A 24,657-nucleotide genomic window follows, 5' to 3' on the forward strand; every position below is an offset into this window, starting at 1 on the left:
AACGGATCTGACACCCCCAACCGACTTGTGTGACAACTCTGCTACTGCCAAGCGGTTCTTCACGCATCTTTCACGGCTGCGGCCTCGCCCAGCCCGCCGGTCCCCGCCTTCCTGCGCGCGTCGCGGATCGCCACCGCCGCCCCGCCGAGGGCGGCCACCAGTACGGCCGCGCCCACGGAGACATACGTCGCCAGACGGGCGTTGCGTTCGTCCGCCGTCTCACCGAGTTCCAGTCGGGCCGGGGTCGGAGCCTCGGCCCGGCTGAGGCCCTCGTGCGGCTCGGGCCGCTCGAGGGGACGGTCGTCCTCCGTCAGGGCGCGGACGGGGTCGACGACACCCCAGCCGACCAGGCGGTCGTGGCCGGCGACGGAGCGTTCTGCCGTCTGTTCGATCTGGGCCACGATCTCGCGGGGTGTCCAGTCGGGGTGCTTGGCCTTGATGAGGGCGGCCACGCCGGCCACGTACGGCGCGGAGAAGCTCGTGCCGTTGTCGGAACAGTGGCCGCCCTTGGGGACCGTCGAGATCATGTCGACGCCGGGGGCGGCAACGCCCACGAAGTCGCCGGACTGGGAGAAGGGCGCGCGCTCGTTGTTGCGGTCCGACGCGGCGACCGCCAGGACACCGGGGTAGGAAGCGGGGTAGGTGGGCTTGACGTTGCCGTCGAGGCCGTCGTTGCCTGCCGAGGCGACCACGACGATCTTGTGGTCCAGGGCCTCGTTGATCGCGTTGTGCAGGTCGTCGCCCGGTGCCACGGCGTTCGTGGTGTCCTGGGAGATGTTGATGACCTGTGCCTTGACCTGGATCGCGTGCTGGATCGCCTGGGCGAGGGACTTGGACGTGCCGTGGCCCTCGGCGTCGTTCTGCTTGATCGGGACGATGGTGGCCTCGGGGGCGAGGCCGACGAAGCCGGTGCTCTTCATGGGGCGGGCGGCGATGATGCCGGCCACGCGCGTGCCGTGGCCCACCGTGTCGGTCGTGGGCTTGGACTTGGCGCCGTCGACCGGCTTGCCCTTGCTGTCCTTGGGGGGCAGGAGGTTCGTTCCCAGGGCCCCGTCAACCGCGCGGCTGAGCTGCGGGTTGGCCGTGTCGACACCCGTGTCGATGACGGCCACCCTCACTCCTTTGCCCTTGGACTGGCTCCACAGTTCGTCGAGGTTGACGCGCTGAAGGGCCCAGGGTGTGCCGGGGTATTTCTTGTTCGGGAAGGTGCACTGGTCGCTGAAGGAGTCGGCAGCGGCGGGCGGCGCGAGTGCGACGCCGGCGGTGCACAGCGCGGCGGCCGCGGTCGCGGCGGTACGGAGCAGGCGCGAGGACGACTGAGCGTACGACACCAGGCCCTCCTACGAACCCTGCGGCTGGCTCGCCGCCGTGGTCGACAGACGCGGTCCCGTCGGCAGGAACAGGGACCAGGCCGCCGGTACGGGAGCGGGGTCCACATCGGAGTATCCGAGGCGGATCTGGGCGAGTTGGGCCTCCTGCCGCAGCTCCTTGCGTTGCTTCGCCGTCATGCCGAACTCGGTGCCGTCCGTGTCGCTGTCGGCGTTGGACTGCATCGCGTAGCGCAGGCCGGTGTCGGTGACGAGGAACAGCCCGCCGACCTTGGTGTTCGTGCCCTGGTACTGGCGGTAGAGCTGGCCCGAGCCGGGGGTCACGTACGCACTCGACGACCCGGTGGGGAGCGCGGCGGGGAAGTCCGTGCCCGCCCAGGTGCTCAGGGTGGTCCGCGTACCGTCGTCCTTGTCGACGTCGCGCAGGACGTTGCAGATGGTGTTGCGGCTGCCACCTGAGAGGCCCGGGTCGTTGACGACCTCGGGGGTGAGGCTCGGCCACTTGTGGTCGGCCGCGAAGGCGGTCGTGCCGGGCTCGAACGCCCCCGCACTGACGTCGAGGGCCTTTCCGGCCTGGCCGAGGCCGACCAGGTCCTTGCTGTTGAGGAGCAGCTTCGCGGTGAAGTCCGAGACGGGCAGGACCTTTCCCTGCTCGACGACGTAGTACTGCTCGTGGTCGCCGTTGGGAGCCCGGAGAACCATGCCGACCCGGTTCGCCTCGTCCGGCAGGCCGCCCTGGACACCGGCGGGCGCGCTCACGTTTCCCTCGACCTTCGGGAACTCGACCGGATCACCCGTGTGAAGGGTTGCGAGCCATTCCCGCGACACCCGCTCGGGCTGCCGGCCCGCGCCCACCAGGGTACGCAGCAGCAACTCGTCGTTCTTGTCGACCTCGTACGCGGTGCCTTGGGCGTCCACGATGGAGCGCTTCCCGTTCGGGTCGGCCACGTACAGAAGTTCGCCGCCGCTGAGCTTCTCGCGGCTCCCTTCGGTCTTGCTCATGTCCCGGGCGGCGAGGACGAACGCCGCCTTCTGGATGGCTGTGCCGCCCGCGCTCGGGCGCTCGCAGACGGCCCAGCGCTTCTTGGCACCCGCCCCCTCGCTGGAGGGCAGGCGGTCGGGGGCGTACGGGATGCCGATGGTGACGCCGTGCGGGATCTTGCCGTTGTCCAGGATCGACTCGTCGACGGTGACCACTTCGCCCTTGCCGTCGGCAAGGAGGAGTTTCGCCGACGCCATGTTGAGCACCGGGTGCAGCTCGGTCTTGCCGTTCGTGGTGAGGACGACGTATCGCGTGGTGGACTTGCTGGCGATGATCACCTTTTCGCCTGGAGTGTCCCACCCCTGTGGTGCGGTCGGCCGGAACATGCCCCAGGCGCCGAACGCGGCCATGACGACCACTCCGACGATGGTGCTGGGCACGATCGCCCGCAGGGGCTTGGGAGCTCCTTCCTCCGAGCCGTCCGAGGAAGGCTGGACGAACGCCGCAAGCATGCGCTGCTTCGCAAAGGTGTAGGCGTTGAGTTGATCCCGCCGAGATGCCATCTGCCCTGTTTCTCCCCGTGTGCCGCCCGGATGACGGCCGGAGACCACCGTCTCCGTTCCTCCGTTGTCGGACCGACCCCCTACTATGCCTGGTATCTGATCGGCTCCGTGGAGCGGGTAGGGTACCCGGGCTCTCAAAGGCCGTACTCGGGGGCGGAATTCCAACGAACTGTGAGGAAAACGGGGGGACGAATTGAGGGCTTCGGGGACGCGGTCCCGAACTCGCCGGCAGGAGCGGACACCCGGCCCTGCGGCGGCCGGTCCGGAACCGGCGGGACAGCTGCCGAGGCCGCGCCGGGAAGGGCAGGTCCCGGACGCGGCACGTTCGGCTGTCCGTCCGATGCAGTCCGGTACATTCCGCCTGCAACGGCTTGTACTGCCGGAACTCGCCGTGGCGACGGTCGTCGTCGGCTGGGTCATCGGCCCCATGGCCCTGGTGCCCGCCGCGGTCGTCGCGCTGTTGTTGATCGTGCTGGCGTTCGTCCGGCGCCGGGGGCGGTCGCTGCCCGAATGGCTGGCCACGGCACGGGCGCTGAAGGCGCGCCAGCGGCGGGCAGCGAGTACGTCGATACCGCCGGGCACCGAACCGGCGCTGGTGCCCGCACTCGAGTGCGAGCCCGCCCTGCGTACGTACTCCCACGGCCCGCGTGACCGGCGCCCGGTCGGCATCGTCGGGGACGGCACCTTCGTCACGGCCGTGCTCCAGGTCGAGGCCGACGCGACCGCGCTGCGGGCCGAGCGGAGTCGGCAGCCGCTGCCGGTCGCCCTCGTGCGCGATGCGCTGGAAGTGGACGGCATCCGCCTGGAGTCGGCCCAGATCGTGCTGCACACCCAGCCGGCGCCCGCGCTGCACCTGCCCCAGCAGTCCGTCGCCGTATCCAACTACCTTCCGCTGCAGGAACAGACGGGCGCCCCGGCGGTGCGCATCACCTGGATCGCGCTGAAGCTCGACCCCGAGGCGTGCGCGGAGGCCGTGGCCGCGCGCGGGGGCGGGCTGCTCGGGGCGCAGAAATGTGTCGTACGGGCGGCGGACCATCTCGCGAGCCGGCTGACGGGCGCCGGGTTCCGGGCGCGCGTGCTCGACGAGGAGGAGCTGGTCGCCACGCTCGCCACCTCGGCCTGCGCCAACCCGCTGGTCACCGCCGAGGCGGGGCGCAGCGAGACCCGTGAGCGGCGCACGGAGGAGTCCGGGCGCAGCTGGCGCTGCGACAACCGGCGGCACACGACGTACTGGGTCAGGCGCTGGCCCCAACTGGGCGGCGGCCGGGGCGAGTCACTGCCGCACTTCGTCGCCCGGGTCACGGCGGTACCGGCCCTCGCGACCACGTTCAGCCTCACTCTTACGCACGGCGAACGGCAGGAAGTGACCCTGTCCGCGCATCTGCGGGTGACCGGGCGCAGCGACGACGAACTCGTGGCGGCGCGACGCGCGCTGGAGGGCGCCGCCCGGCAGGCAGGGGCCGGTCTGGCCCGCCTCGACCGGGAACAGCTGCCCGGCATGCTCGCCACACTGCCCCTCGGAGGTGCGCGGTGACGACGATTCCGACGATGTCCTCGACGCCGGGCGCGGACGCACCGGCGGCGTCCGGTCCGCGCCGGGTGGGCGAGCTGCTGCGGCACGGACTGGGCCTGATCGGGCCCCGGCACGGGCGGCACGGACTGCCCGCACAGCAACTGGACGCGCTCGCCCTGCCCATCGGGGACGACGGCGTGGTGGCCGGCGTCGACGCCGAGGGCCAGCCGGCCGTACTGGGCATCAACCGGCCGACTCCGTACGACGTCGTGCTGATCGGTGGCCTGTGGACCGCGCAGGTACTGGCGCTGCGCTCGGCCGCCACCGGCGCCCGGGTCGCGGTGGAGACCGGCCGGCCGCAGGCCTGGATGCAGATGGTGCACGCGATGGGCGGCGGACAGAACGGACTGTCCGTGTTCGACGTCGGCCGGGTGCCGCCACAGGGCGCCTCAGCCGGTACGCCCGTGCTGGTGGTGCGGGACTGCGGTATGCGGCCGCCCCGCGGACGCGTCGTGTCCGGGCCCTGGCAATCGGTGGTGACCCTGCTGCCGTACCTCAGCCCCGTCGCTCCGCGGCTGCTGCGCCAGGCGCGGCTCGCCGGCATCCAGCGGGTCTCGCCGGACGAGGCCGTCGAACTCGGACGCACCATGGGACTGACGCGTACCGAGGTGGAGACGCTGCCGACGCTGCCCGACGGCGTCACCCTGTGGTGCACGGATCGTGACCGGCAGTACGTGATGACCCAACCCACCGACGCCGAGATCGGATTGTTGGGCACACCTCGCCGAATGGACTGAACTACCCTTCCTGTCTGTTTTGTTCATGGTGTCCGGGTCCCCTGTTCGTCCGTTGTCCGCCGATTCCTCCTCAATCCATCCGGCAATCAACGTGGCAGACGGGGTCGTTCGGGGTGCGCGGTGACCCGGTGGATGTCTGCTCGGAGGCGGGCGGGCCTGCCGGGGGACGGCTCGTGGTGATTAGGCTGGGAGCGGGCGCGATGGCACGACCCGTGACCGGGCGATCGGTGTCCCAGGGGGAGGGCCGTCGGCTCGGACTGCCCCGAATGACTACGGACGACTCGGAACGACACGACATGGTCGCCCCGGCACGGCATGAGGGTGTTCGACCACACCAGGAGGAACTGTGAACAGCGATCGGGACGGGATCCGCGGGGGCTGGGACACACCCGACGACGACCAGACCGACGCGGAGTCCGGCATCGAGATGACGGGCGAGTTCACCATCGACTACGCGCCGCCCGCCTGGTACACGCAGAACGCGCAGAGCTCGTCCGGTGCGCCTTCGTCGGCTCCGGCGCCCCCGCCACCCCCGGCGGCGCACGGCGCGCCCTACACCCCGCCTCCGCCGGACCAGGGCGCCCCTTACGCCCCGCCGTCACCCGCCCAGGGCGCGCCGTACGCCCCTCCCTCTCCGGACCAGGGAACCCCCTACACCCCGCCGTCACCCGCCCAGGGCTCTCCATACGCCCCGCCCTCTCCCGACCAGGGAACCCCCTACGCCGCGCCCGTGCCGCCCGGGCCGCCCGCCGGGAATCCCGTCCCGATGCCGCAACTGCCCGAGGGTTTCGAGGCGCAGCAGCCGCAGGCCGCCCAGCCGGCTCAGCAGCCACAGCCGCCGGCCCCGGCGCCCGCGGTCGGGCCGGAGACGAGCAACGGGGACCTGGAGAGCGGGGCCACCATGCGGTTCTCCGCCGTGGCCCTGAAGCGCGAGATGGCGGAGATCGCCGAGCGCGCGGCCGCGATGCGGGACGGCGCCGGTGAGGAGGGCTCCGCAGCGGGGACCGCTCCGACGACGAGCTCCGCCGGTGGTGAGGGCGAGGCGTCGGCGTCGGAAGGCTCCGCCGAAGGCGCCGGCGAGCGGTCGGGGGTGGCACCTGCGGACGCGGTTTCCGCGGAGGCCGATTCCGATTCCGGTTCCGGTTCCGGGCATGACGTCGGTTCCGGGGAGGACTCGGCTGTTTCCGAGGCCGATGTGGATGAGGACGAAGGCCACGGTGGCGGCAGGGCCCAGGCCGAGGTCGAGGACACGGCCGAGGGCGACGCCGGTGCCGAGGCAGGGGAGACGGACGGCGCCCCGGAAGGGTCCGCCGACAACGCCACCGCCGACAACACCGCCTCCGACAACACCGAGGCCGGCCGCGCCGAGTCCGACGGCTCTGTAGCCCCGGATGCGGTCGCGCAGGATGCCGACGCCACCGCCGCCGAGGCCGGTGTGCAGGACAGCGTGCCTCAGCCCGGCGCAGCGGCGGACGGCGCCCAGCCGGACGGCACCGCACAGACCGGCGCACCCCAGGCCGCCGTACCGCCCGCTCCCCCGGCGCCCCAGGACGCCCAGCCCGGCTGGGCGCCTCCGCCCGCGCCGCCGAGCGGGGTGCCCCCGCTGCCGCCCTCCTACCAGCCCGCGGCGCCCGCTCCGGCGGCCCAGTGGCCCGCGCAGCAGCAGCCCGGCCCGATGCCCGCCCAGCCGCAGCCGTCGGCCGCGCAGGGCCCCGGTGGCGGGCCCGGCCAGCAGCCGCCGTTCCAGCCGCAAGCCCCGCAGCCCGCGCCCGCCGCCTGGAACCAGCCGAACCAGGTGAATCAGCCGAACCAGGCCGGCGCACCCTTCACACCGCAGCCCGGTCAGCCCGGTCAGCCCGGTCAGCCGGGTCAGCCGAACCCGGCGGGCCCCGACGCGTCCGGCGGTTACGGCTTCCCGCCGCAGCCTCCCGCGCCCCAGCCGAACCCCAACAACCCCAACGCCGCCGGTGGTTACGGCTTCCCCCACCCCGGCACCCCCAACGCCCAGCCGCAGCCCCAGCCCCAGCCCCAGCCCCAGCCGGGCGGTTACGGCTTCCCGCAGCAGCCCCCCGCGCCCCAGCCGAACCCCAACAACCCCAACACCGCCGGTGGTTACGGCTTCCCGCAGCACCCGCAGGGGCCCGACGGCGCGCCGGCGGCCGAGGGCTGGCAGGCCCCGGCCCCGCAGGCACCCCCGCAGGCCGCCCAGGCCGCGCAGGCCCCGGTCGATCCGCGGTCCGGTGCCGCGTGGCCGCAGGCCGTCCGGCACGACCAGCGGCAGCCGACCAACCCCGGTGCCGCGCCGCTCGGTTACACGGCCGCCGTGGAGCTGTCCTCGGACCGGCTGCTGAACAACAAGAAGCAGAAGGCGAAGAGCGGACGGCCCGCGGCGGCGGGCGGCCGGTTCAAGCTCGGGGGCAAGAAGGAGGAGGCCGAGCGGCAGCGCAAGCTGGAGCTGATCCGTACGCCGGTGCTCTCCTGCTACCGGATCGCGGTCATCAGCCTCAAGGGCGGCGTCGGCAAGACGACGACCACCACCGCGCTGGGCTCCACCCTCGCCACCGAACGGCAGGACAAGATCCTCGCCATCGACGCGAACCCGGACGCCGGTACGCTCGGGCGGCGCGTGCGCCGGGAGACGGGTGCCACCATCCGTGACCTCGTGCAGGCGATCCCGCACCTGAACTCGTACATGGACATCCGGCGGTTCACCTCGCAGGCGCCCTCCGGTCTGGAGATCATCGCCAACGACGTGGACCCGGCGGTCTCGACCACGTTCAACGACGAGGACTACCGGCGCGCGATCGACGTCCTCGGCCGGCAGTACCCGGTCATCCTGACCGACTCGGGCACGGGTCTGCTGTACAGCGCCATGCGCGGGGTGCTCGACCTCGCCGACCAGCTGATCATCATCTCCACGCCGTCCGTGGACGGTGCGAGCAGCGCCAGTACGACGCTGGACTGGCTGTCCGCGCACGGGTACGCCGACCTGGTCTCCCGCTCGCTCACCGTGATCTCCGGTGTCCGCGAGACCGGCAAGATGATCAAGGTCGAGGACATCGTGACGCACTTCGAGACGCGGACGCGGGCGGTCGTGGTCGTGCCCTTCGACGAGCATCTGGCCGCCGGTGCCGAGGTCGACCTCGACATGATGCGGCCCAGGACGCGCGAGGCGTACTTCAATCTCGCCGCACTGGTCGCCGAGGACTTCGTACGGCACCAGCAGGCGCACGGCCTGTGGACCAGTGACGGCAACCCGCCGCCGGTGGCCGCCCCGCCGATGCCGGGCCAGCCCATGCCGGGCCAGCCGATGCCGGGCCAGCCCTACCCGCAGGCACCCGGCCAGGAGCTGTACACCGGGCCGCCGCAGCCCTATCCGCCCCAGCAGGGCCAGCAGCCGTACCCGCAGGCCGCACCGGGTCAGCAGCCCTACCCGCAAGCCGCACCGGCCCAGCAGCCCCACCCGCAGGCACCGGGTCAGCAGCCGTACCCGCAGGCCGCGCCGGGCCAGCAGTCCTACCCTCCGCAGCAGCCGGGCCAGCCGTACGGCTACCCCCAGCCGCCGCAGGGGCAGCAGCAGCCGCAGCCCGGCTACCCGCAGCAGCAACCGCCGCAGGCCCCGCCGCCGCAGCAACAGCAGTAAGCGAAAGGGCGGCCGGTGCTCATCGCACCGGCCGCCCTTTGGGGTCGTAGAAGCGCCGAAGGCCTACTCCTCCGCCGCCACGATCTCCCGGCACCGCTTCACGTCCGCGGCCATCTGCTCCAGCAGGGCCTCCAGCGTGTCGAACTTGGCCTGTCCGCGCACGTAGGCGAGGAAGTCGACGGCGACGTGCAGGCCGTACAGGTCGAGGCCGACGCGGTCGATGGCGTATGCCTCCACCGTGCGCTCGGTGCCGTCGAACTGCGGGTTCGTGCCGACGGAGATCGCGGCCGGCATGGCCTCGCCCTCGACGTGCAGATAACCGGCGTACACGCCGTCGGCAGGGATGGCGGTGTGCGGGAGCGTCTCGACGTTGGCCGTCGGGAAGCCCAGTTCACGGCCCCGCTGGGCGCCACGGACGACCACGCCCTCGACACGGTGCGGGCGGCCCAGGATCTCGCGGGCGCCCTCCACGTCGCCCTCGGCGACCAGGCGGCGGGTCAGGGTCGAGGAGAACGGCAGGCCGCCGCCCGCCTCGCCGGTGACGTACAGGTCGACGACCTCGACCTCGAAGTCGTAGGTCTTGCCCTGCTCGACGAGGAAGTCCACGTTGCCGGCGGCCTTGTGGCCGAAGCGGAAGTTCGGGCCCTCCACGACCGCCTTCGCGTGCAGCTTGTCCACCAGGACCTTCACCACGAAGTCGGCGGGTGAGAGCTTCGAGAACTCGGTGGTGAAGGGGAGGATCAGGACCGCGTCAACGCCCAGGTCCGCCATCAGCTCGGCACGGCGGTGGTGCGGGGCGAGCAGCGGCGGGTGGCTGCCCGGGCGGACGACCTCGCTGGGGTGCGGGTCGAAGGTGACCACGACGGCCGGGACGCCCAGCTCGCGGGCACGGTCGACGGCGTGCTTGATGATCAGCTGGTGGCCGCGGTGGACGCCGTCGTAGGAACCGATGGTGACGACGCTGCGCCCCCAGTCCTGGGGGATGTCCTCCAAGCCACGCCAGCGCTGCACTGTGACCGCTCCTCGAACCCGTGTCCATATCGACGCCTAAGACTTGCGCAGATCTAAGGGTGCCATGCCAGGTGCCCCGGACCCGCATCGGTATCGGGGCTGTGACCGGGCGCACGTTCCGGGCCGTCTTCCCGGCCGTCCCTTTTCGCCGCCGCTCGGGCCGTACGTCCGTGCCGCTCACGCCGGTACGCGGACGCCGGCGAGGTTCTCCAGCATGCGGCGGGTGCTGGGGCCCACGACGGCGGCCCATTCGTCCGGTGCGGCGGCCAGCCAGCCGGCCATGCGCGCGGCGAAGCCGGGCACGTGCCGGCCCAGGTCGACCAGGCCGCGGTCGAAGCGTGCGGCGCCCTCGGGAGTGCGGACGAGGAGCAGCCCGATGCGGTGGACGAGCCCGCGGATCTCCTCCTCGAGACGGTCGCCGCCGCCGTCGCCCTCGCCATTGCCGCAGCCGTCGCCGTAGTCATTGCCGTGGCCTGGTTCGGCCGCTGCGTGCAGGACGGCGTCCAGCACGGACGGTTCCTGTTCCCGCGCGAGCAGCACCTCCAGCAGCTCCCGGCGCAGCGGGCGGGAGGCGGGGGTGCCGGCGGCGGCGAGGACGGCGGCGAGGGCGGCGCGGAGCTGTTCCGGGGCGTCCTCGAGCAGGCCCGTGACCAGGGGCAGCAGGACCGGGCGGACGGTGGGGCCCTGGGCCAGGCGGCGGTCGACGTGGGCGGCGATGCGGCCGGCGGTGTGCGGGCGCAGCAGTACCGCCTCCTGGATCAGGTCCGCCACGCGGCGGGTCAGGGCCGGCGTGGTGACGTCGGTGAGGGTGCCCAGGGCCTCCTCCGCGTGCGGGCCGCGCAGCCGGGCGCGGAAGGCCTCCAGGACCGGCTCGGGGTGGGTGGTCAGGGCGGGGGCCAGGGCGCTCGGCGGGAGCTGCGGGTCGTCGTCGGCGAAGTGCCGCAGGGCCGCGGCGAGGTGCCGGTCGCGGGTGTGCGGGTCGTGGACGAGCAGGGCGAGGGCGCCGCCGTGCAGGGTGCAGTCGGCGGGGCGGGCGAGCAGGGCGAGGGCGGCGTAGCGCAGCAGCTCGCGGTCGGCCTCCGAACGGACGTGCGATGCCACGCGCAGGCCGAAGGTCACGGCCGCGACCCGGCGGGCGGGGCGCTCGTCGTGCGCCCAGCGGTCGACCGCCCGGCAGACGGCCGACGGCTCGTCCTCGGCGAGGATCGCGAGCAGTTCGTCGGCGCGCCGGTGCGCGGCGGCCACCAGGATCTCGGTGAGGTCGTCCAGCGCGCCGTGCCGGTGGGTGTGCAGCAGCGCCTGCGCGGCGGTCGCCACGGTGGCGTGCGGGGTTGCCGGCAGTGGCCGTTCGTCGTCGAACCAGCAGGTCAGCCTGGGCTGTACGACGGCGGGCGCGGCCGCGAGCAGCCGGGCGACGGCGTCGAGGTAACGCTCGCCTGCCTCCGGGGGCGCCTGGTCGGCCAGCACGAGCCGGCGCAGCAGCTCGAGCCGCTCGGTGTCGCGGACCGGCAGCTCGGCCCAGAAGCCCGGGCCGAACTCGGCCGGCACGGGCCGCTGTGCACGGCGCCAGGCGACGATCCGGTCGGCCAGCACCCGCAGCACCTGGGTGTACGGTGCCGCGTCCGGGACCTGTAGCAGGGTGCGGGCCAGCAGCCGGGCGGCCCACCAGGAGCCGGGGTCGCGGTCCAGGGCGTCCGTCAAGTCCCGTAGGCGGGATGCCAGTTGGCGCTCGCCGTGCTGCCGGGCGAGGAGCAGCAGGGCCTGGACGACGGGGCCGACGCGATGGTGCGGCACCGGCACGGGAGCGGTCTCGCCGTCGCCGCGGGGGCGGTGGACCAGGGCACGCAGGGCCTCGTCCAGGTCGAGGTGCATGCCCTGGATCCAGTCGGCCAGCTCCTCGTGCGCGAAGCGGTAGCCCCGGCCGGCCGGGACGAGCAGGCCCTCGGCCAGTACGGCGGCCGCCCAGCCGCTGCCGCCGCCGAGCCGGTCCGGGGCAGGCCCCCAGGGGAACACCGCCTCGAACGACGCCCGGTCCAGCTCGCCCTGCCCGGGCCCGAGGCTCCGCCGGGAGGCCTCGTGGACCTGCCCGGCCACGCGAGCGGCGAGCCGGCGCACGGCGGTGCCGCGCAGCCCGCTCTCCGCGGCCAGCCGGACCGCGATCCGCAGGCACATCAGGTCCAGGTGGGCGGCGAACACCTCGTGCCGGTCGACCGGCCCCGCGATCTCCGCATCCGGGGTGGCGGCCCGGACTTCGGACAGCAGCCGGAGGGTGAGCGGATGCCGGGCGTCGCCCTCGGCGAGGGCACCGTCGGGGATCGCGTGACGCACGCGGGCCAGACGGGCCTCCTCCGCTGTGAGGTCGGGGAGGTGCAGGCAGGGCGGTAGGGGTGCCGTGGGCCTGGTGGGCGTGGTGCGGGGCGTGCAGGGTTCGGCGGGGGCCGGGGCTGCGGGGCCTGCCTGAGCGGCGGGATCGGCAGGACCGGCCGAAGTGGGGTCGGCAGGACCGGCAGCAGTGGCGGGCACTGAGGACCCGGACGGGGTGGCCTGAGCGTCGGGAATCCCCGGCCCCGCAAAGCCGGTCGGCGCTACGGGACCGGTGGGGGCGCCTGGGACCTCGCATCCGGTTGGAGCAGCGGAAGCCGCACAACCGGCGGGAGCCGCGGAAGCGGCGCGAGCGCCCGGAACCGTGGAGCCGATCCAAGCCTCAGCTCCCACGGACCCCGCCGAAACCCCGGAACCAGCGGACCCGGCCGAAACCCCGGAAGCGGCGAACCCCGTCGACGCCGCACAGGCAGCGGACCCCACCGCAACCCCGGAACCGGCGAACCCGGCCGAAACCCCGGAAGCGGCGGACCCCGTCGAAGCCGCACAAGCAGCGGACCCCGCCGGAGCCCCGGAACCAGCGGAGCGGGCTGAAGTCGCCGGAGTCGGTGGAGTGGCGGTGGCTGCGGGGGGCGTCGGTGTGTGCAGCAGGTCGGACGGGAAGTGGGCTCCCGCTCGCTCCCAGTACTCCTCCCGGCAGGCGACCGCCAGGCGCGCCCCGGTGCTGCGCAGCCAGGCCGCCGTGCCCCTGGTCCAGTCGGGGAGGCGGTGGGCGAGCACGGGGGGCATCTCCTCGGGGCCGTCCAGGAGGAGCAGGAGCGGACGGCCGGCCCGGGCGGTGAGGTGGGCCAGGTGCTCGGGAGTGAGGTCGCCGAGGGATTCGGGGCGCACGGCGCGGGCGGCGGCGACGATCCTGGCGGCCCGCTCCAGGGTGCGGCGGGCCGCATCGGCCACCGAGTCGTCGGCATCCTCCAGGTCGGCGCCGCGCAGCCACAGCGTCGGTGCGGGCCGCTCGCCGTGGGCCCGGCGGGCGGCGAGGGCCGCGAGTGCCGTCGTACGGCCGCTGCCGGGGGCGCCGACGAGCCCGAGCACGGCCCGGTCGCCGTCCGTGAAGGCGGCCAACTCCCGCGCGACACCGTGGCGTTCGACCGGTTCCACGGCACCGGCTAGAAAGCCCTGCGGGCCGTCCTGGCCGACCGAGGTGGCGGTCAGCTGCAGCATTCCGGCCAGGTTCAGGTCGGCGCCGTAGGCGGGCGCGGTGGCCGCGCTGCGGGCGAGGAGCTCGCCGAGAGGGCCGTCGGCGGGCCGCAGCGGCACCGCGAAGCCGATGTCGCGCTGCGCGGAGTGCAGGGCGGTACCGAGGACGCCGATCACCGCGCCGGTCTGCGCGTCGAGCACCGGTCCCCCGGCCGCCCCGCCGCCCAGCCGCAGTGCGTCCCGGCCGGCGGTGCCGATCGCCAGCTCCAGCGCGTCCTGCAGGAGGTGGAAGCGGTCGGTGGCGGTGTACGTCACCTCGGTGGCGGCCAGCACCCGCGCCTGGCGCCAGCAGCCCGCGGGGATCCGTACATAGGTTCCGGCGTCGATCCGCTCCCGTACGGACAGCGGCAGCGGGTCCAGTCCCAGGCCCTCGGTGCGGACCAGGGCCAGGTCGCGCTCGGGCAGCGCGGTGACGGCGTCGGCGGCGACCACACAGGTCCGGTCCCCGCCCGCGACCTGCAGCACGAGCCGGGCCAGGCCGTCGACCGTCTCGTGGCTGGTGAGCAGGGTGCCCTGGTGATCGGCGAGGAAGCCGACGCCTCGGAGACGGCCGGCGAGGTCGCGGATCTGGACGAGGGCGGGGTCGGGGCCGGCGTGGTGCGTGCCCGGGGCGGCTGTGGGGTCGGAGAGGCCTGCGGTGCTGCCGGTGCCGAGGCTGCCCGTGGTGTAGGTGGTGGCCCGGGCGCCCCTGTCGTCCTTACGGGTCCGGTGTCCCCGGCGGAAGCCGTCCGCCGCCTCCCCCGTACCGTCCGCCACCGGCCGGCGACCGCTTCCGGTGCGCGGGCCCCGTCCCGTCATGGCCGTACCTCCCCGCCTTGCCCGCGTGCCCTGTTTCAAGACGGTAGGCGGGCGATGATCGGCGGGACAGATCGTGTGGCGAACGCGCCCCCTTCCGCTCCCCCGGTTCACTCCGAGCGCCTGCCCGGTCGGGTGAATAGGCGGGTGCCGCTGGATAACCCTAGGGATGGGGGAACCGAGGGGGGATCGTGGAGCGGCGGCAGGGGCCCACCCCGTGGCCGGCCGCCGCTCCACGGGCAGCGCCCATGGCATCCGTCTCAAGCGCCCATGGCATCCGTCTCAGCAGACGTGTCGGCCGAAGACGGGTCCGGATGTCTCAGCCGAAGACGGCCAGGCTCTTGGCCTTGCCCTTGTGCTGTTCGACCAGTGCGAGGAAGCGGCCCTCGAGGTCGAAGACGGCGACGGGACCGGCGCCCGCGTACTCGTCGGGCATCTCCAGCCGGACGCCGTTCAGCAGCAGCCGGGCGCGCCGTGCGTCCACCTGCCAGCGGGGGAACGCGGCCGCGGCGGCGTCCGCGATCGGCATCACGGTCAGCTCCTGCTGGAGCTGGTCCAGCGTCCTCGCCGTATCGATCTTGTACGGCCCGACGCGCGTCCGGCGCAGCGCGGTGAGGTGGCCGCCGACGCCGAGGTCGGCGCCCAGGTCTCGGGCGAGGGCGCGGATGTAGGTGCCGGAGGAGCAGACGACGGAGACGACCAGGTCGAGGACCTGGGTGCCGTCGTCGGTCATGGCGTCCCGGACGTCGTACACCGAGAAGGAGGAGACGGTCACCGGACGGGCGGGGATCTCGAAGTCCTCGCCCTCGCGGGCCCGCTTGTACGACCGTACGCCGTCGATCTTGATGGCGCTGACCTTGGACGGGACCTGCATGATGTCGCCGGTCAGCTTGGCGATGCCGGCGTCGATGGCGTCCCGGGTCACCTTGGAGGCGTCGGTGGACGAGGTGACCTCGCCCTCGGCGTCGTCGGTGACGGTGTTCTGGCCCAGGCGGATGGTGCCCAGGTACTCCTTCTCGGTGAGGGCGAGGTGCCCGAGGAGCTTGGTGGCGCGCTCGACACCGAGGACCAGGACGCCGGTCGCCATGGGGTCGAGGGTGCCGGCGTGGCCGACCCGGCGGGTCCTGGCGATGCCGCGCATCTTGGCGACCACGTCGTGCGAAGTGAAGCCCGACGGCTTGTCGACGATGACGAGGCCGTCGGGCGTGGTGTGCTTCTGGGTCATTCCGCGGCGTCGCCGTCCGTCTCGGTCGTGTCGTCCTCGGCCGGCTTGCGGTACGGGTCCGCGCCGCCCGCGTAGCTGGCGCCCGCGGAGGCCTCGCGGACCTTCTCGTCGGACTGCCGTGCCTTGTCGAGGAGGTCCTCGATGGTCCGGGCGGTGTCCGGCAGGGCGTCCGCGACGAAGGCCAGGGTCGGCGTGAACTTCACACCGGCCGCGCGTCCGACCTCGGAGCGCAGGATGCCCTTCGCGCTCTCCAGGCCCGCCGCGGCGGCCTTCCGCTCCTCGTCGTCGCCGTAGACCGTGTAGAAGACGGTCGCCTCCCGCAGGTCACCCGTGACCCGGGTGTCCGTGATGGTGACGTGCGAGCCGAGCCGCGGGTCCTTGATCCCGCGCTGCAGCTTCTGGGCCACCACCTCCCGGATGAGGTCCGCCAGCCTTTTCGCCCGCGCGTTGTCGGCCACTGGTCCGTCTCCCGTTCTTTCTTCTGCTTGCGTTGGTGTTGGGTCTGGTCGTCAATCGTCTTCGCCGTGGAAGCGCCGTCGTACGGACAGCAGCTCCACCTCGGGGCGGGCGGCGACCAGCCGTTCGCACCGGTCGAGTACGTCGGTGAGGTGCGCCGCGTCGCCGGAGACCAGAGCGAGGCCGATGACCGCTCGCCGGTGGAGGTCCATGTGGTCCACCTCGGCCGCGCTCACCGCGTACTTGCGCTGGAGTTCGGCGACGATCGGGCGGACGACGGAGCGCTTCTCCTTCAGCGAGTGGACGTCGCCGAGGAGGAGGTCGAAGGACAGAGTCCCCACGTACATGTTGTGTGCCGGGTTTACCCGCCGGTACGGGATCGATGGCCCCGGACCCGTGTGGGCCGGGGACACCAAAAGGTTACGCGAACCTGCGCGGTCGCTCGACGGGGTTTCCGTGGCCCCGGCAACGGCCAGCTGGCCGACGGGACCGAGGTCCCGCCGGCCAGCTGCAAGTACCGTCGGCCGTTACGCCCGCGGCTTCTCCCGCATCTCGTACGTCGCGATGACGTCGTCGACCTTGATGTCGTTGAAGTTTCCGAGGTTGATACCACCCTCGTAGCCTTCGCGGATCTCGGTGACGTCGTCCTTGAAGCGACGCAGACCCTCGATGTTGAGGTTCTCTGCGATGACCTTGCCGTCGCGGACCAGGCGCGCCTTGGTGTTGCGCTTGACCTCGCCGGAGCGGATGAGGACACCGGCGATGTTGCCCAGCTTGGACGACTTGAAGACCTCGCGGATCTCCGCCGTGCCCAGCTCGACCTCTTCGAACTCCGGCTTGAGCATGCCCTTGAGGGCCGCCTCGATCTCCTCGATCGCCTGGTAGATGACCGAGTAGTACCGGACGTCCACACCCTCGCGCTCGGCCATCTGCGCCGCGCGGCCGGCCGCGCGGACGTTGAAGCCGATCACGATGGCGTCGGAGCCCATCGCCAGGTCGATGTCGGACTCCGTGACCGCACCGACACCGCGGTGCAGGACGCGGATGTCGACCTCTTCGCCGACGTCCAGCTGGAGCAGCGAGGACTCCAGGGCCTCGACGGAACCAGAAGCGTCACCCTTGATGATCAGGTTCAGCTGCTGGACCTCGCCGGCCTTGAGCACCTTGTCCAGGTCCTCCAGGGACACGCGGCGCGTGCGCTTGGCGAAGGCCGCGTTGCGCTCACGGGCGGCGCGCTTCTCGGCGATCTGACGGGCCGTACGGTCCTCGTCGACCACCAGGAAGTTGTCACCCGCACCCGGGACGTTGGTCAGGCCCAGGACCTGGACCGGCGTCGACGGGCCGGCCTCGGCGACGTTGTTGCCGTTGTCGTCGAGCATGGCGCGGACCCGGCCGTAGGCGTCGCCCACGACCATCGTGTCGCCGACCCGCAGCGTGCCTCGCTGGACGAGGACCGTCGCCACGGCACCACGGCCGCGGTCGAGGCGGGACTCGATCGAGATGCCCTGCGCATCCTGGACCGGGTTGGCCCGCAGGTCGAGCGAGGCGTCGGCCGTGAGGATCACGGCCTCCAGCAGCGAGTCGATGTGCAGACCCTGCTTGGCGGAGATGTCGACGAACATGGTGTCGCCGCCGTACTCCTCGGCCACCAGGCCGTACTCGGTCAGCTGACCGCGCACCTTGGTCGGGTCGGCACCCTCGACGTCGATCTTGTTGACCGCGACCACGATCGGCACGTCGGCCGCCTTGGCGTGGTTGAGCGCCTCGACCGTCTGCGGCATGACGCCGTCGTTGGCCGCGACGACCAGGATCGCGATGTCGGTCGACTTCGCACCACGGGCACGCATGGCGGTGAACGCCTCGTGACCCGGGGTGTCGATGAAGGTGATCTTGCGCTCTTCGTCGTTGACCTCGGTCGCGACCTGGTAGGCACCGATGTGCTGGGTGATGCCGCCGGCCTCGCCCGCGATGACGTTCGTCTTGCGGATGGCGTCGAGCAGGCGGGTCTTGCCGTGGTCGACGTGACCCATGACGGTGACGACCGGCGGACGGACCACCAGGTCCTCCTCGTCGCCCTCGTCCTCGCCGAACTCGATGTCGAAGGACTCGAGCAGCTCGCGGTCCTCCTCCTCCGGGCTGACGATCTGAACCGTGTAGTTCATCTCGTCGGCGAGGAGCTGCAGCGTCTCGTCGGAGACGGACTGCGTCGCGGTGACCATCTCGCCGAGGTTCATCATGACCGCGACGAGCGACGCCGGGTTGGCGTTGATCTTCTCCGCGAAGTCGGTGAGCGACGCGCCGCGGGAGAGACGGATGGTCTCGCCGTTGCCGCGCGGCAGCATCACGCCGCCGACGCTCGGGGCCTGCATGGCCTCGTACTCCTGGCGCCTCTGCCGCTTCGACTTGCGGCCACGACGCGCGGGACCACCGGGACGGCCGAAGGCACCCTGCGTGCCACCGCGGCCACCGGGACCACCGGGACGGCCGCCGAAGCCGGGACGGCCACCGCCGCCACCGCCGGGAGCGCCGCCGGGACGGCCGGCGAAGCCACCGCCACCGCCGCCGCCACCAGGACGACCGGCGAAGCCACCGCCACCGCCGCCGCCACCGGGACGACCGGCGAAGCCGCCGCCGGGACGACCGCCGCCGCCACCGGGACGACCGCCGGCACCGGGACCGCGGCCGCCGGGGCCACCGCCGCCCGGACGCGGGCCCGCAGCGGGACGCTGCGGCATCATGCCGGGGTTCGGGCGCGGACCGGACGGACCGGGACGCGGCCCGCCCTGCGGGCGCGGCATGCCGGCGGGCGACGGACGGGAACCGCCCGCAGCCTGCGGACGCGGACCGCCACCCTGCTGGCCGGGGGCCTGCGGACGGGGACCGGCGCCGGGGGCACCCGGACCGCCCGGACGCGGGCCGCCCTGCGGGCGCGGGGCCTGCGGACGGGCCATGCCGGTGGAGCCACCGGAGGTGAAGGGGTTGTTACCCGGACGCGGACCGGCCGGACGGGCACCCGGACGCGGGGCCTGGCCACCGGAACGCGGGGCACCCTGGCCCGGACGGGCCTGACCCTGGCCGGGACCACCCGGACGGGCACCGCCGGGCTTCGGGGCACCCGGACGGGCGCCGGGACGCGGACCCTGCGCGGCCGGGGCCTGCGGGGCCTGGGCGGCCGGCGGAGCGGTGAACTCCGGGGCGGCCGGAGCCGGACGCGGCGCGGGCTTGGGACCCGGAACCGGACGCGGGCCCGGGGCCGCCGCGGGGGCGGCAGGGGCCGCCGGGGCGGGCGTCTGCTGGGCAGCGGGCGCCGTCGCAGGCTTGGGGGCGGCCGGCCTCGGGGCAGCCGGACGAGCCGCCTGCGCCGGAGAGGGCGCGGCGGGCCTGGGGGCTGCCTTGCGCGGGGCGGGCTTACCGCCGGACTTGCCGCTGCCACCGCCCTGGAAGGCGTCGGTCAGCTTGCGTACTACGGGCGCTTCGATGGTCGAAGACGCCGAACGGACGAATTCACCGAGCTCCTGGAGCTTGGCCATGACGACCTTGCTCTCAACTCCGAACTCCTTGGCGAGTTCGTAAACCCGGACCTTAGCCACTTCGCTCCTTTGAGGTCCGGGTGAAGCCGGACCGTCGCTAGTTCATGGGCGTACTCATCGCGTACTCATCGAGTGCTCATCGCAATCTCGACCTGCTTTCGACTCGCGAGGTACCAGGCCGCACGGTGTTCCGTACGGCACGTCTTACGGTGTTGCCTGCTCGGCAACTGTTGTCTGCTCGACGTATCGGCGCAACGCCTTTGTGTCGAGCGGCCCCGGGGCGCGCAGTGCCCGCGGGAACGCCCGGCGGCGTACCGCCTGGTCGAAACAGACCAGTGCGGGGTGTACATAGGCACCCCGGCCGGGCAGCGTACCGCGAGGATCGGGGGCGCATGCGTCCTCGATCCTCACGATCCGCAGCAGATCGTTCTTGGCCGCCCGCTTCCGGCACCCCACACAGGTGCGTTCAGGGCATGCTCCGGCGTGCGTCCGGCCAGACACGGTTAAGTCTACCTCCCCGTACCGACCTCACCCCTTTGGGGCAAAGATCGAACGGCTGTTGTCGTAAACCAAGCGACCTGCGGCTTGGATCTATTCCCGCGGCCACCTGGCTGCTCGGCGTCACAAGGCGTTATCCGAGTGTTACTCGGCCACCTGCTCGGTGTCGGGCCGGATGTCGATCCGCCAGCCGGTGAGCCGGGCGGCGAGGCGGGCGTTCTGCCCCTCCTTGCCGATCGCGAGCGACAGCTGGTAGTCCGGCACGGTCACCCGGGCGGAGCGGGCGGCCAGGTCCACGACCTCCACCTTGCTCACCCGAGCGGGTGACAGGGCGTTCGCCACCATCTCGGCCGGGTCGTCCGACCAGTCGACGATGTCGATCTTCTCGCCGTTCAGCTCGCCCATCACATTGCGCACCCGGCCGCCCATGGGGCCGATGCAGGCGCCCTTGGCGTTCAGGCCCGAACGGGTGGACCGTACGGCGATCTTGGTGCGGTGACCGGCCTCACGGGCGATCGCGGCGATCTCCACGGAACCGTCGGCGATCTCCGGCACCTCCAGGGCGAAGAGCTTCTTCACCAGGTTGGGGTGCGTACGGGAGAGGGTGACCGACGGTCCGCGCACGCCCTTGGCCACCCGGACGACGTACGACCGAAGGCGCATGCCGTGCGGATAGGTCTCGCCGGGGACCTGCTCCTGCACCGGCAGGATGGCCTCCAGCTTGCCGATGTCGACCAGCACGTTCTTCGGGTCGCGGCCCTGCTGGACCACGCCGGTGACGATGTCGCCCTCGCGGCCCGCGTACTCGCCGAGGGTCGCGTCGTCCTCGGCGTCGCGCAGCCGCTGCAGGATGACCTGCTTGGCGGTGGTGGCTGCGATCCGGCCGAAGCCCGACGGGGTGTCGTCGAACTCGCGGGCCTCCTGCCCCTCTTCCAGGTCCTCGGGGTCCTCCTTCGCCCACACGGTCACATGCCCGGTCTCCCGGTTGAGCTCCACGCGCGCGTGTCGGCGGCTTCCCTCGGTGCGGTGGTAGGCGATGAGGAGGGCCGACTCGATCGCCTCGACCAGCAGGTCGAAGGAGATCTCCTTCTCCCGAACCAAGCCCCGCAGGGCGCTCATGTCGATGTCCACGGCTACGCCTCCTCCTCTTCCTTCATGTCCTTCTCGACCTTCTCGTCCTTGCGGTTGAACTCGACCTGCACGCGCGCCCTGGCGATCTCCGGGAAGCCGAGCCGGCGGGTGGTGGCCTTGCGGCCCTTCACCCCGGGCACCTCGAGGTCGAGGCCCTCGTCGTCGACCTTCAGAATCCTGGCGACCAGCTCGCCGCCCGCGGTCAGCTGGAACTTCACGAGCCGGTCGGTGGCGCGCACGAAGTGCCGGTGCTCGGTGAGGAGGCGCTCCGCGCCGGGGGTTCCGACCTCCAGGTCGTACGCGGCGTCGCCCATCGCGTTGGTCTCGTCGAGCTTCGCCGAGAGCGCGCGGCTCACATCGGCGATGGCGTCCAGATCAGCTCCGGTGTCGGAGTCGACGACCACGCGCAGCACCCGCTTGCGTCCGACGGAGTCGACGGCGATCTCTTCGAGATCCAGCCCCTGGGACGTGACGAGCGGTTCCAGCAGCTCTCGCAGCCTCTCGCTCTGGGTGGTGCTCATCCGGGTGACTCCTCGGCCGCGTGTGCTGTTGTGGGATGGGTCGCGTGTCTGGTCAAAGGGTATCCGGTCGCGGGGGGTGTTGCCGTCCCCTCCGGGGGTGGGGCGGGGCGCCTGTGAGCTCGGAGGGCCGGGTCTTGGAGCGGGTGCGGGTCGTGGGGGCTGTTCGCGCAGTTCCCCGCGCCCCTTGGGCGGGTCCGCTGAGCCGGTGACATGGGGCGAGGGGGTGCGCGGGTACCGTGATCACCGGCGGGCCGCCCTCCCGCCCGTGTGTTTGTACGAGCCCCCGAGGACGTCAGCCGTGCCGTACCCGCCACCCTTGCGTGCCCCCTCGGGGCCGCGCAGAAGATCCCTGCTCGCCTCGGCCGCCGGCGCCGCCCTGCTGGTGGGCTGCACCGCCGGTCCGGACTCCGGCGGCAGCAGCGCCTCGTCGGCGGAGGAGCGGGCACGCGCGCGTGCGGCGCGGGACAGCCAGGAGCTGCTGGAGCGGTACGACGCCGTCCTCGCCGCGCACCCGGGGCTGGCGCAGCGGCTGGGCCCGCTGCGGGCCCAGGTCGCCGCCCACACCGCTGCCTTCGCAGGGTCCGCGACGCCGACGCCCTCGAAGTCGCCGTCCGTGTCGCACTCTTCGGCCCCCGTGCCGGCCACCGAGAAGGACGCCCTCGCCGCCCTGGCCGCCGCCGAGCGCACGCTCGCCGACCGGCGCGCCCAGAGCCTGCTGGACGTGCCGGGCGAACTGGCGCGGCTGCTCGCGTCGGTGGCGGCGGCCGGGGCCACGCACGCGTACCTGCTGACGAAGGGGGCGAAGTGAGCGACGGGACGAGGCCGGCCGAGCTGACCGCACTGCAGGCGGCGCTGGCGGCGGAGCACGCGGCGGTGTACGGCTACGGTGTCGTCGGCGGCCGGATCGGCGCGGCGCGCCGGAGCGAGGCACGGGCGGCGTACGACGCCCACCGGGCGCGCCGGGACGCGCTGATCCGCGAGGTCCGCGACCTGGGCGGGGAGCCGGTCGCCGCGAACGCCGGGTACGCGCTGCCGTTCCCGGTGCCGGATTCGCCCGCCGCAGTGCTGCTCGCCGCGCGGCTGGAGGAGCGGGTGGCGGGCGTCTACGCGGACCTGGTGCGGGCCGCGACGGGCGCGCGGCGCGGCGCGGCCGCCGCCGCGCTGCGGGAGGCCGCGGTGCGCGCGGTGCGCTGGAACGGGGAGAGCGTAGCCTTCCCTGGGCTCGCCGAGCGTTCCTCCGGCGAAGGGACCGGTGCGGCCGGTACGACACCGTCGGCCCCCGCCTCGGCCTCGGTCTCCCCGTGACCGCATAGGGCGCCCGTACGACAGGACCCGGACAGGAAGGGAACGACTCACGCATGGCTTTCGAACCGCCGCCGCGCCTGGTACGGGCGCTCGGTGAGACGGCACCGGCCGGGGACGACTGGCTCGCTCAGCTGCCCGCGACCGCCGAACGGGCCGTTGCCAGGCGCGAGTTGACCGTGGAGCGGGTTCAGGTGCCGGGTGGGCGCAGCAGCCTGGTGGTGCTGGTGCGGCGGGCCGACGGCAGCCCGGCCGTGCTGAAGCTGGCCCCGCCGAGGGCCCGTCCGGAGAGTGAGCGGGCGGCGCTGGCGCACTGGGGCGGGCTGGGCGCCGTACAGCTGCTGGAGGCGGACGCGGAGGACGGTGCGCTGCTGCTGGAGCGGCTGCACCCGGATGTGTCCGTGCGGTCGCTGCCGGAGGCGAAGGCACTGCTGGAGGCGGCGGGCACGCTGCGACGGCTGTGGGTCGAGCCGCCGGCCGGTCATGCCTTCGAGTCCGTCGCCGAGCGCACGGGGCGCCAGGCGGCGGCGATGCGGGCGGGCGCCGAGGCCGACGCCGAGGTGGCGCCGCTGGTCGACGCGGCGCTCGCGGCCCGCGAGGAGTTGCTGGCCGCGCCGCCCGAACACCGCTTGCTGCACGGTACGTTCCGGCAGAGCAAGGTGCTGGCCGGGGAGCGGATGCCGTGGCTCGCGGTGGGCCCTGATCCGGTGGTCGGCGAGTGCGCCTTCGATCTGGCGCGGCTGGTGCGGGACCGGGTGGAGGACCTGATCGCGGCACCGGCGGGTGCGGCGACGACACGACGGCGCATCAAGCGGCTTGCCGAGTCGCTGGAGGTGGACCAGGAGCGCTTGCGGGGGTGGACGTTGTTCCGGGCGGTGGAGTCGGGGGTGCGGGCCCGGCGCGTCGGCCGCGAGAAGGACGCGGAGCTGCTGCTGGAGTTCGCGAGCTGGCTCTAGGCATGAGTATGCGTACTCATGCACGTGGGTAGGGGCACCCGTGCCGGCTGGGCTGGGTGCCGGGCAGAGTCGCCGCATGCGGACAACATGGCGCAGGGGGATGCTCACGGCGCTGGCCGGGCTGCTGGTGGCGGGCTGCTCCGCCGCGCAGCCGGATGCCGGCGAACGCCACCGTCTGGCGATGTCGTCGGCGGCGCGGCACCAGCGGGCAGCGGCGGAGCGGGCCGTTCGTGAGCGGGTGAAGGCCTTCGCCGCGCTTCCTTCACTGGAACCCGTGCTGCTGCGGTTCAGCGACTTCTGCTTCGGTCCGCGTCAGCCCGATCTCTTCGACCAGTCCGATGACCCCGACGTGGTGCACTGCCAGATGGATGCCATCGCCTACTACGGCGCGCCCCGCGGGGTGACGCCCACCCTTCGGGACATTGGCCGGGCGCGCCTCGGCGACTGGGGCGGCCCGACGGGCGGGGGCCCGGACACCGGCGGGGTCGGCGGGCTCCGGTACGCCCTGGAGTACCAGCGGGACAAGGGCCGGCAGGCCGACGGGCTGCGCCTGCCCCGGCCGGAGCTCAACGATCCGTCGTTCACCGTCGAGTGGGACGACCCGTGGGACCCGGCGTGGCGTGTCCAGGACCCCACTCCGTGTCCCTCGCCCGCCCCGGAGGGACGGTGCGGTCCGGAGCCCGGCGGCGCCACCGTCGCCGAGGCACGCGCCCGCTACGGCACCGTCTTCTCCGTCACCTTCAGAAGCCGGGAGTACTGGACGCTCTCCCGGCAGGAGTGGCGGCGCTCGCACACGTGACCGCCGCCCTCACCGTCCGTCAGGCCGT

Annotated in this window: 18 protein-coding genes; 7 read left to right on the plus strand and 11 right to left on the minus strand. The window is 73.2% G+C overall.

What is annotated here, in order from left to right:
• Positions 1 to 59: 59 nt before the first annotated feature.
• Both mycP and eccB read right to left on the minus strand, forming a co-directional pair.
• The gene (gene mycP / locus ACWGJ5_RS28730) at positions 60 to 1,334 is read right to left on the minus strand and encodes a type VII secretion-associated serine protease mycosin (RefSeq protein ID WP_453312668.1); all 1,275 of its coding nucleotides are present in this window, start codon (positions 1,332 to 1,334) and stop codon (positions 60 to 62) included.
• A gap of 6 nt (positions 1,335 to 1,340) precedes the next feature.
• Positions 1,341 to 2,873, minus strand: a complete 1,533-nt coding sequence (eccB, locus tag ACWGJ5_RS28735) for a type VII secretion protein EccB (RefSeq protein WP_453312557.1) — start codon at positions 2,871 to 2,873, stop codon at positions 1,341 to 1,343.
• Between the two features lie 340 nt (positions 2,874 to 3,213).
• Between eccB and eccE the strand changes: the two genes are divergently transcribed.
• The 3 genes from eccE (at position 3,214) to ACWGJ5_RS28750 (ending at position 8,826) form a co-directional block, all read left to right on the plus strand.
• Entirely contained in the window at positions 3,214 to 4,407 is a 1,194-nt protein-coding gene (gene eccE, locus ACWGJ5_RS28740; RefSeq protein ID WP_453312558.1) for a type VII secretion protein EccE, read from the plus strand.
• A gap of 14 nt (positions 4,408 to 4,421) precedes the next feature.
• On the plus strand, positions 4,422 to 5,183 hold the full coding sequence (locus ACWGJ5_RS28745; RefSeq protein WP_453312559.1) for a hypothetical protein: 762 nt from the start codon (positions 4,422 to 4,424) through the stop codon (positions 5,181 to 5,183).
• A gap of 346 nt (positions 5,184 to 5,529) precedes the next feature.
• A complete protein-coding gene (locus ACWGJ5_RS28750; protein ID WP_453312560.1) occupies positions 5,530 to 8,826 on the plus strand; it encodes an SCO5717 family growth-regulating ATPase in 3,297 nt (1,098 codons plus the stop codon).
• A 63-nt stretch (positions 8,827 to 8,889) separates the two neighbouring features.
• On the opposite strand, the gene ACWGJ5_RS28755 is transcribed toward ACWGJ5_RS28750, so the two are convergent.
• The 9 genes from ACWGJ5_RS28755 to rimP all read right to left on the minus strand — a co-directional run bounded on the left by ACWGJ5_RS28755 (position 8,890) and on the right by rimP (position 21,572).
• Positions 8,890 to 9,837 (minus strand): bifunctional riboflavin kinase/FAD synthetase, encoded by a 948-nt coding sequence (locus ACWGJ5_RS28755; RefSeq protein ID WP_453312561.1) that lies wholly within the window; start codon positions 9,835 to 9,837, stop codon positions 8,890 to 8,892.
• A 177-nt stretch (positions 9,838 to 10,014) separates the two neighbouring features.
• Positions 10,015 to 14,214: a hypothetical protein gene (locus ACWGJ5_RS28760; RefSeq protein ID WP_453312562.1), complete on the minus strand. Its 4,200-nt coding sequence runs from the start codon at positions 14,212 to 14,214 to the stop codon at positions 10,015 to 10,017.
• Between the two features lie 316 nt (positions 14,215 to 14,530).
• Positions 14,531 to 15,436 (minus strand): tRNA pseudouridine(55) synthase TruB, encoded by a 906-nt coding sequence (gene truB, locus ACWGJ5_RS28765; RefSeq protein WP_453312563.1) that lies wholly within the window; start codon positions 15,434 to 15,436, stop codon positions 14,531 to 14,533.
• On the minus strand, positions 15,433 to 15,894 hold the full coding sequence (rbfA, locus tag ACWGJ5_RS28770; RefSeq protein WP_453312564.1) for a 30S ribosome-binding factor RbfA: 462 nt from the start codon (positions 15,892 to 15,894) through the stop codon (positions 15,433 to 15,435). The genes truB and rbfA overlap by 4 nt, the downstream gene beginning before the upstream one ends.
• Positions 15,895 to 15,945: 51 nt before the next feature.
• Positions 15,946 to 16,239: a DUF503 domain-containing protein gene (locus tag ACWGJ5_RS28775; RefSeq protein ID WP_069778419.1), complete on the minus strand. Its 294-nt coding sequence runs from the start codon at positions 16,237 to 16,239 to the stop codon at positions 15,946 to 15,948.
• A 180-nt stretch (positions 16,240 to 16,419) separates the two neighbouring features.
• Entirely contained in the window at positions 16,420 to 19,482 is a 3,063-nt protein-coding gene (infB, locus tag ACWGJ5_RS28780) for a translation initiation factor IF-2 (protein ID WP_453312565.1), read from the minus strand.
• 144 nt (positions 19,483 to 19,626) lie between these two features.
• On the minus strand, positions 19,627 to 19,923 hold the full coding sequence (locus ACWGJ5_RS28785; RefSeq protein WP_453312566.1) for a YlxR family protein: 297 nt from the start codon (positions 19,921 to 19,923) through the stop codon (positions 19,627 to 19,629).
• Positions 19,924 to 20,064: 141 nt separating this feature from the next.
• The gene (gene nusA / locus ACWGJ5_RS28790) at positions 20,065 to 21,051 is read right to left on the minus strand and encodes a transcription termination factor NusA (RefSeq protein ID WP_450980285.1); all 987 of its coding nucleotides are present in this window, start codon (positions 21,049 to 21,051) and stop codon (positions 20,065 to 20,067) included.
• Between the two features lie 2 nt (positions 21,052 to 21,053).
• Positions 21,054 to 21,572, minus strand: a complete 519-nt coding sequence (gene rimP, locus ACWGJ5_RS28795) for a ribosome maturation factor RimP (protein WP_453312567.1) — start codon at positions 21,570 to 21,572, stop codon at positions 21,054 to 21,056.
• A gap of 298 nt (positions 21,573 to 21,870) precedes the next feature.
• Between rimP and ACWGJ5_RS28800 the strand changes: the two genes are divergently transcribed.
• The 4 genes from ACWGJ5_RS28800 (at position 21,871) to ACWGJ5_RS28815 (ending at position 24,629) form a co-directional block, all read left to right on the plus strand.
• Complete coding sequence (locus ACWGJ5_RS28800) at positions 21,871 to 22,380, plus strand: hypothetical protein (RefSeq protein WP_453312568.1); 510 nt, start codon at positions 21,871 to 21,873, stop codon at positions 22,378 to 22,380.
• A complete protein-coding gene (locus ACWGJ5_RS28805) occupies positions 22,377 to 22,877 on the plus strand; it encodes a ferritin-like domain-containing protein (protein ID WP_453312569.1) in 501 nt (166 codons plus the stop codon). The genes ACWGJ5_RS28800 and ACWGJ5_RS28805 overlap by 4 nt, the downstream gene beginning before the upstream one ends.
• A gap of 53 nt (positions 22,878 to 22,930) precedes the next feature.
• Positions 22,931 to 23,830 carry an aminoglycoside phosphotransferase family protein gene (locus ACWGJ5_RS28810; protein ID WP_453312570.1) on the plus strand — a complete coding sequence of 300 codons (900 nt, stop codon included), beginning with the start codon at positions 22,931 to 22,933 and terminating at the stop codon, positions 23,828 to 23,830.
• 76 nt (positions 23,831 to 23,906) lie between these two features.
• A complete protein-coding gene (locus tag ACWGJ5_RS28815; protein ID WP_453312571.1) occupies positions 23,907 to 24,629 on the plus strand; it encodes a hypothetical protein in 723 nt (240 codons plus the stop codon).
• The last annotated feature ends 28 nt before the right edge of the window (positions 24,630 to 24,657 follow it).

Source organism: Streptomyces sp. NPDC054783 (genome assembly GCF_053611725.1).